Genomic DNA, 6,603 nt, shown 5'->3' on the forward strand with positions numbered 1-6,603 from the left:
TTGAAGACCGATGTAGACCACAGACAGGTCAAAGGTCTTTTTACTGACGATGATAATTCCGATGAAATCTACAGACCCTATAAAAACATCATCGAAAGGTTTTTCGGTACTTATAAAGCTCATTACAAACGGCATAAAAGCTTTAGCTCTTTTGATGGTGCTCTTGCTCATATAACCTTATATCAGCTTTATTTCAACTATTTAAAACCTCATAGTTCTTTTGATGATAAACCACCACTGATAGTAGAGGGCTCAAGAGGTCAGCCTATTGAATCCTGGGCTCAACTTATCAAGTGGATCAGCAAAACTGATCAGTAACTAGATAACTTTTTGAAAAAGTAGATTAAATTCTTTTGGATATTTATAATTACCAAATACCATTTTTTAGAATTATTTACAACTTCAAACTTTTGACTTTTCTATCATTTTCATTATAATTAAAATTAGTGGTGATCTATTACTATTTGCTTACATTTTATGGTAACTATCATATTTTATTTGACGTTATCTTCAATCAGCACTGCTGCTGACTAATAATATAATTCGATTTTATTTTTCTTAAGCATTAAATAAAGCCCTCTGTCAAAGCAGGGCTTATAAACATCATTATCTATATTTTAAACTTAATTATTCTTAAAATCAAGATTATAATTGGATTCTGTCAATTTCATTATTAATCATATCAATATGGAGAATTTCATGTTCAAGAGCTTCTTTTCTATCTAAAAGATATTTCAAAGCCTCAATTACTTGAAATGCTGCTGTAATTGTTACAGCTGGTGAAAAAACATCTGGCACATCACCTTTTTGAGCTCCAGCGAAAATATCTTTAAGAGAAGTCTTACTCTCCGGGAGTATAAGCATCAGCTGAGCAAAAAACCCTTCAACACCAGCATGAATCAAAGCTAAATTATTTTTTTTAGCTAAATCTTCTAAGATAAAACGTGTCTCGAAATTATCCAGAGCATCAAAAATTATATCAATATCTGCAGGTAATTTAGTTTCTTCAGTTATCTTTTCCTGTTTAGGAATAATCTCTGTCTCAAGATTAAAACTCTGCAGAAATTCAAGTGAAGCTTCAACTTTATATCTGCCGATATCTTCTCTGCCATAGCAGAGCTGGCGATTTAAATTAGATATTTCAACCTGGTCATAATCATAAAGATAGATCTTATTAATTCCGATTCTCTGCAGTTGAATGGCTTGATTAGTACCAAGTCCACCTGCACCAGCTACCATAACATTTAAATCAGAAATCAGTTCTCTTTCATCTTTAGAAAATAATCCCAGCTGTCTTTTTAGATAATCTTTCATCTAACCACCTGCTGATGGAGGAAATAATGTAATTGTATCTCCATCCCTTATTTTTGAGTCAAGGCCATCAATATGAATAACATTCTCTCCATTAATTAAAATGATGGAGCCGGGAGCAATTTCCCCGGCATCCAATAATTTATGACTAAAATATCCATCATAATCATCGTCCAGCATAGAAATCAAATCTGTGACGGTGATTTCATCATCTATTTGATATTCTTTTCCTGAACTTTTTAAGTTTATTTTAAATAAAGAATAGAACTTAACTTTAATTGACATTTACTTCAATCCCATCTCACTTAATTTTTGATCACTAATATAGCCATCTTCCTGCCAACCGCGCAATTCATAATACTCAGGCAGAATCTCTCTATATTTAGTACTAATACCTCTAAATGTTCCATCTGGTAGAGGGTCATCAAAACGGTCAGGTAATCTATCTTCTGCAGGTGTGATTCCTGCTTCTAGATTAAACTGACGTTCTAAGTTATAGATTCTTTCACCATTTTCTAGTATTTCTTCAGGAGTAAAGTCAAACTCTGTACCTGCATTGACAATTTCAGCATAGTCTTCTAAACCAAGAGCAAATGAAGTAAAGAGACACATTCCGATTGAATCAATAACAGCTGTTAGATCCTGGTATAACTTAACCCATTCCGGCTTACCTTTTAGTTCTTGAGGATCTAATTTTTCTGGTACACCAAGTACTTCAGGAGAAATCATATAACCTCTAACATGACATCCACCACGGTTAGAAGTAACATAGTTTAATCCATGGCCCTGAACTCCACGCGGATCATAAGCAGGTAATTCCTGTTTTTTAACACTCATTGATAACTCTGCATTACCTTTAGCTTCAGCTAATCTATAAGAACCTTCAGCCATCTGATCTCCAAATCCTTCACGAAGAGCCATCTGTCTTGTATAATAAGTTACCGATTCTGAAGAGCCAAATGTCAATTCTGGACCATTTTCAAATTCTTCTTTATCTACATAACCTTTTTCATATAATTCCATAGCACAGCCAATTGTTACACCTGCAGAAATTGTATCCATACCAAGATCATTACAGAGGAAGTTAGCCTGTACAATAGCATTTAAGTCACTTACACCACATTGAGCACCAAAAGCCCAGCCTGTTTCATATTCAGGACCTTCACCCTGTTGACCATTAGGCAGTTTAGTATCTCTACCACAGCGGATAGGACAGCCATAACATCCTTTGTTACCCTGCAGGTAACCTTTTTCAACTAAGGCTTCTCCAGATACTTCATCAACTTTATCAAATGTAGCATACTGGAAGTTATTTCTAGGATAAGCACCATGTGAGTTAATAATATTGTCAAGAACTTTTGTACCTAGAGCAGGAAGGCCTTCTCCAGTTACTCCATGCTCTTTCAATGTTTTAGTTTGTTTTCTTACAACTTTCATCATTTCATCTTTAAAGTACTCAACCTGCTTTTCTTCAGCTTTAACAACAACAGCTTTCAAATTTTTAGAACCCATTACTGCACCTACACCCGTTCTACCAGCAGCACGGTCTTTTTCATTCATTATAGAAGCAAACTTAACGAGGTTTTCTCCAGCAGGCCCAATACAGCTAACCCTTGCTTTTTCATCGCCAAATTCTTCTATCAATACATCTGTTGTTTCATAAACTCCTTTACCCCATAGATGAGAAGCATCTTTAAGTTCAGCCTTATCTCCTTTTAAAGAAAGGTAAACCGGCTTTTCTGCTTTACCTTCAAAAATTATAATATCATTTCCGCTAAATCTTAATTCTGCACCAAAAAATCCACCAGAGTTACTGCTTGCAATTGTACCTGTCAGAGGTCCTTTTGTAATAACCATATAACGGCCGCCTGTTGAAGCAGCTGTTCCTGTTAATAATCCTGCTGCATAGATTAATTTGTTTTCAGGACTAAAAGCATCGATAGTAGGATCTATTTCATCATAAAGAATTTTTGATCCAAGTCCACGACCACCTAAAAAATTCTTAACTTTCTCTCCAGCAATTTTCTCTCTTTTGATCTCCTCATTTGTAAGATCAACTCTTAAAACATTGTACTCATAAATTTTACCCATTGATGTTATACCTCCTTAGATTTACTCTTCTTTCCAAGCACGGGAGGCTGATTCATTTCTTTATCAACCCAGCGGTTAAAATGCCGTGGAAAAATTCTTTAGGCAAAATAACTCGAAGGTATATTATACTTATTAAATATCAAAAGCCAAAATCCTTCTTAATTTTTAGAAAAATTTATATTTTTGTGAATATTTTATTTATTAAAACCTAAACTTATATTGAATATAAATTTAAGTTATAAATTTAGGGACATTGAATAACTCCTCTGGCCCATAAACAGTCTCCACAGACCGGGAATTCATTTCCATGACAATCTTCTTCGTTTTCCTTTGACATCTCACATCCAGAACATTGAGTACAATCGGAAAAAGGAAATTTCTTTACATCTTTTCTGAATTTTTTAAATTCATCACTATACCAGATTGAATTTAAATCTTCTTCCCCAATATCTCCTAAAACATATTTATTAATATGCTTTTTTCTTTCTCTAATATAAAGGTCATAGCTGTGCATTAAAGCAATACAGGGACTGATTTCTCCGCGCCAGTTAACCGCAATCGACCCATCTTCTACAAATTTACAGTAACCTTGATGTGGATTGAAAGGCACCTGTGTAGTACTAATATTACTTGATTTCCCACCAATAGCAGCAATATCTTTAATAATATCTTCTCTCAAATCAGTAGGAGGTAGATATATTTCAGGTCTGTGATGTGTTCTTTTTTCAGGTTGAGAACGGCTTATCGAAAATGAATAGAGAATTTCATCAGTCATCGACTCTGTATAAGGCAGCAAATTTGTCAAAAAGATAAAAGAAGCTCCGAGATCATAAGCTAATTTACGCAGTTCTTTAAGCTCATCAACATTTGATTTCATAATCACATACTCAATACCAATTTCTGTTTCGAGCTTTTTCTTATCTCTTAAGCTGCGAAATCTTTTAACATTTTCAATAACCCGGGCCAGATCCGCACCAGAGCGAATATCTGCCATTGTGTCAGGTGAAGTTCCATCAACTGAAACAACTATACTATCCAACCCAGCATCTAAGACAGCATTTACTTTCTTTTCATCTAAAAGTAGAGCATTAGTAATCATCTGAGTTTTGACACCCAGTTCTGAGGCTAATGCAATCATCTCAGCAATCTCAGGATGATAAGTTGGCTCACCAATTCCCCAGAATGCAATTTTCTCTAAATGCTTGAACTCTTTTAACTCATCAATAAGTTTTTTATAGACATCAAAATCCATATGACCCATTTCTTCATCCCAGGAGTGCCTTACACATGTCTTACAGTTCAAATTACAGTCACTTGTCGGCTCAATATAGACCTTAGTCAAAAGAGGGTCACTTCTCTCTAAATAAAAACCTTTTGCACCAAGCTTAATTTTAACAGCAGTATCCTCATCAAGACCAAGTTTTTCTTTTACTTTTACAGGTATTTTTAATTTACCATCTTTCAGTTCAACTTCTAAATTTTCCGGAAGTTCTTCACCTGCACCATTAGTTCTCCAAAACTGTGGGTTGTTTACTAAAAAATCCAATCTGGATATCACCTTCCTTAAAATGATAATATATATATCTGCCATAAATACATGATAGATGAATAATAAAATTAAATTATATTTAATTATTTTAATATTTGCTTATTTATACATTATCATTGTTGTCAAGATTTTGCAATTGTTATTTCAATCAAATTTCCCATGATTTTTTGTGGTATACATCATCAAAAAAATGATATTCAAATTTAATTGAATTATTAAAGTGATATTTGAGCAGTTCATAATTATCTTCAGTTAATTCTGCTTCTAGAAGAATAATTAAATCTTCAACCATCTCTCTAAATTCATCTCTTTTAAATACTGCTGCCCAATTTTTATAGATTCCATTTTGATTTGTCTTTAATTTATCAGCATGTTTTTCAGCTATTTTTAAATAAAGCCAGTAACAGGGAATAAGAGCTGCCAATCCTTCAGCAAAAGTATTTTGCGAACTGACAGCAAGCAGATAATTAGAATAAGAAATGTTTGCATAACTTAACTTGAATTTCTCATATTGATCTGCATCAATATTATAAAAATCAAGCAGTTTTTCAAATTCCGCAAACTCAACATTTGCTTCACTATAAATAACTTCGATCAACCGCTGCTTTGCTTTAACATCCTGCTGTTTAGATATTAAGACAGCCATATTTCGCATTGATTGATTTAGGTAATAATAATCCTGTTTTAAATAAAACTTAAAAATATCTTCAGCCAGATCACCTGCAAAAATCTGCTTAACAAATTGATGCTCAATTACTTTCTTCCAATTATCTTTTGTTTCTTCAACAAGACTTTTGAACTGCAATTTATTTAACCCCCTTAATGACCACATAATCCCCTTTTTTATATCCTTCTACTGCTTCTTCAACGAAATCATTTGCATATTTGGGATGCTTGGTTAGTGTCTGAATGAATTTTAGATTCTTAAAACCTACTTCCTCCATAATTTCTATTAGCTCTTCTGCTCTGCTTCAAGAACCTCAATTCCCTTTGCTCTAGCAAGATCTGCCATGCCTTTTGAAGGTTCAACACCTTTTTTAATTCCCAATTTCACTGCAAAAAGTCCATTCCCCACTCCTATACTAATACAATTTTCTGGATCTGAAACCATTTTTTCTAAAGCCTTAAATTCACTCATGAAAAGATTTTTATTATTTTTAAACCAGATTTCAAAATCCTCTGCTCCCTGATTAAATTTTTCATTATTTACTGAAAGTTTATCCTTAATTTTCATTTTTATTTCCTCCTTTAGTTTTATTCGTTACGTCAAATCTAAATGTTTTTTTAAAAATATTAATAGTTATCATAGTTGTCAGGTTAGGAATCTGTATAAAATGCAGGAATCCCTCCCCCTGAGCTCGTAAATAGTAATTAAGAGAACCACAACTTACTAACCCAGAAAGGAAGGGATCCTAAGTTATGATTTCTCGAAAAATACCTAATTCCCTGCTTGAATCTCTCATGAAAATTATTGTTACTGTCTACATCTATTTTGCAGCACTTTTTCACGTTGACTTTGAACCCAAAGAAAAATTCGATGACAGTTATACCAAATTCAACAGTTTTGATGATCCACTACCTGATATTGAACCCAATTATCCTGATTACCAGGAACTTCTGGCTGAAGCTAAAGAAAACGGTGAGCCAATTAA

At 33.5% G+C, this 6,603-nt stretch carries 8 protein-coding genes, 1 pseudogene and 1 riboswitch; of the genes and pseudogenes, 2 read left to right on the forward strand and 7 right to left on the reverse strand.

The genetic code is table 11. The features are described 5' to 3' along the window. Nucleotides 1-318: integrase core domain-containing protein (locus tag DER71_RS11395; RefSeq protein ID WP_114474651.1), on the forward strand; the 318-nt coding region annotated here is incomplete at its 5' end. Between the two features lie 327 nt (nt 319-645). On the opposite strand, the gene DER71_RS11400 is transcribed toward DER71_RS11395, so the two are convergent. From DER71_RS11400 to DER71_RS11425, 7 genes are all read right to left on the reverse strand, one after another. Then, entirely contained in the window at nt 646-1,314 is a 669-nt protein-coding gene (locus tag DER71_RS11400; protein ID WP_114474652.1) for a HesA/MoeB/ThiF family protein, read from the reverse strand. Then, the gene (locus DER71_RS11405; RefSeq protein ID WP_114474653.1) at nt 1,315-1,596 is read right to left on the reverse strand and encodes a MoaD family protein; all 282 of its coding nucleotides are present in this window, start codon (nt 1,594-1,596) and stop codon (nt 1,315-1,317) included. After that, complete coding sequence (locus DER71_RS11410; protein ID WP_114474654.1) at nt 1,597-3,402, reverse strand: aldehyde ferredoxin oxidoreductase family protein; 1,806 nt, start codon at nt 3,400-3,402, stop codon at nt 1,597-1,599. Nucleotides 3,403-3,412: 10 nt separating this feature from the next. Beyond that, nucleotides 3,413-3,532, reverse strand: a riboswitch (molybdenum cofactor riboswitch). A gap of 114 nt (nt 3,533-3,646) precedes the next feature. Next, nucleotides 3,647-4,948, reverse strand: a complete 1,302-nt coding sequence (locus tag DER71_RS11415) for a radical SAM protein (protein WP_114474655.1) — start codon at nt 4,946-4,948, stop codon at nt 3,647-3,649. A 151-nt stretch (nt 4,949-5,099) separates the two neighbouring features. Continuing rightward, entirely contained in the window at nt 5,100-5,756 is a 657-nt protein-coding gene (locus DER71_RS11420; RefSeq protein WP_158531822.1) for a hypothetical protein, read from the reverse strand. A 1-nt stretch (nt 5,757) separates the two neighbouring features. After that, a complete protein-coding gene (locus DER71_RS12005) occupies nt 5,758-5,895 on the reverse strand; it encodes a hypothetical protein (RefSeq protein ID WP_158531823.1) in 138 nt (45 codons plus the stop codon). A gap of 8 nt (nt 5,896-5,903) precedes the next feature. Continuing rightward, entirely contained in the window at nt 5,904-6,185 is a 282-nt protein-coding gene (locus DER71_RS11425) for a hypothetical protein (RefSeq protein WP_114474657.1), read from the reverse strand. A 185-nt stretch (nt 6,186-6,370) separates the two neighbouring features. Here DER71_RS11425 and DER71_RS11430 point away from each other — a divergent pair. Then, nucleotides 6,371-6,603: pseudogene (locus tag DER71_RS11430) on the forward strand (integrase); the annotation flags it as partial.

It is taken from the genome of Halanaerobium sp. DL-01 (assembly GCF_003338615.1).
Lineage (GTDB): Bacteria > Bacillota > Halanaerobiia > Halanaerobiales > Halanaerobiaceae > QPJE01.

Bases quoted from the DNA above. Each gene is read 5' to 3' on its own strand.
- DER71_RS11405 (WP_114474653.1), bottom strand. From the start codon at position 1,596: ATGTCAATTAAAGTTAAGTTCTATTCTTTATTTAAAATAAACTTAAAA.
- DER71_RS11425 (WP_114474657.1), bottom strand. From the start codon at position 6,185: ATGAAAATTAAGGATAAACTTTCAGTAAATAATGAAAAATTTAATCAG.
- DER71_RS11410 (WP_114474654.1), bottom strand. From the start codon at position 3,402: ATGGGTAAAATTTATGAGTACAATGTTTTAAGAGTTGATCTTACAAAT.
- DER71_RS11400 (WP_114474652.1), bottom strand. From the start codon at position 1,314: ATGAAAGATTATCTAAAAAGACAGCTGGGATTATTTTCTAAAGATGAA.
- DER71_RS12005 (WP_158531823.1), bottom strand. From the start codon at position 5,895: ATGGAGGAAGTAGGTTTTAAGAATCTAAAATTCATTCAGACACTAACC.